General features: G+C 58.9%; 1 pseudogene. It reads left to right on the forward strand.

What is annotated here, in order from left to right:
* A pseudogene (locus tag Xbed_RS18910) lies at nt 1-761 on the forward strand (hypothetical protein); the annotation flags it as partial.

The raw sequence follows: 761 nt of genomic DNA on the forward strand, positions 1-761 counted from the left end.
CCGGATGCGCCTTACACGGATACCCCCATCCCGCACTATACCCACAATGGCACGGGCTATCAGTTGCTGGCGAATCTGGGGCAGGTCTTTTCGATTGAAGACTATCTCTGGCATCAATTGCCGGATGGTTCGGTGTATGTCGGCAGTTGGGCACATTCACTGTTTGCGGGAAAACCCGTCGACATCCCCAATGAATTCAGTCAGGGACAATCGGCGGGCAATGCGATGACGCTTCCCCTAATCCAGTCATTGCGCCCCGGCTTTGTGGTCAATCAGCAACGGCTGAACAAGGTCAACCTGAACAATGAAAACATGACCATCACATGGATGCCGAAAGACCAACCCGCGAGTAAAACGCCCATCCAGCGCCAGATTGATGCGGCATACCCCGAATTATCGGCGGTGCTGCATCTGTCCCAGTTTGGCCGCATTGAGGCACACACCGAAAGCACGGTCAGTGGCGATATGTCCGACCCGTTCCGGCCACGCTATGCGGTTGATGTGCAGTTGCTGGATGCAGACGGCAAAGACGCCGCCGCCCCGGTTTATCGCGCTGTCCCGCTGCCCCTGCCGATGGCGGGCGGTGAATCGGGCATGTTCCAGTATCCGCCCATCGGGACGATAGTGGAGATGGCCTTTGAGGGCGGGCGACCCGACAAGCCCTTTATCCGCCAGACCCTGAGTCAGGGCAACACCCTGCCCGATATCCAGCCCGGCGAGCAGTTGCAGCAGCAACGGGCGGAAGTCTCGCAGCGCGTCAC

The sequence above is a fragment of the Xenorhabdus beddingii genome (assembly GCF_002127545.1).
Lineage (GTDB): Bacteria > Pseudomonadota > Gammaproteobacteria > Enterobacterales > Enterobacteriaceae > Xenorhabdus > Xenorhabdus beddingii.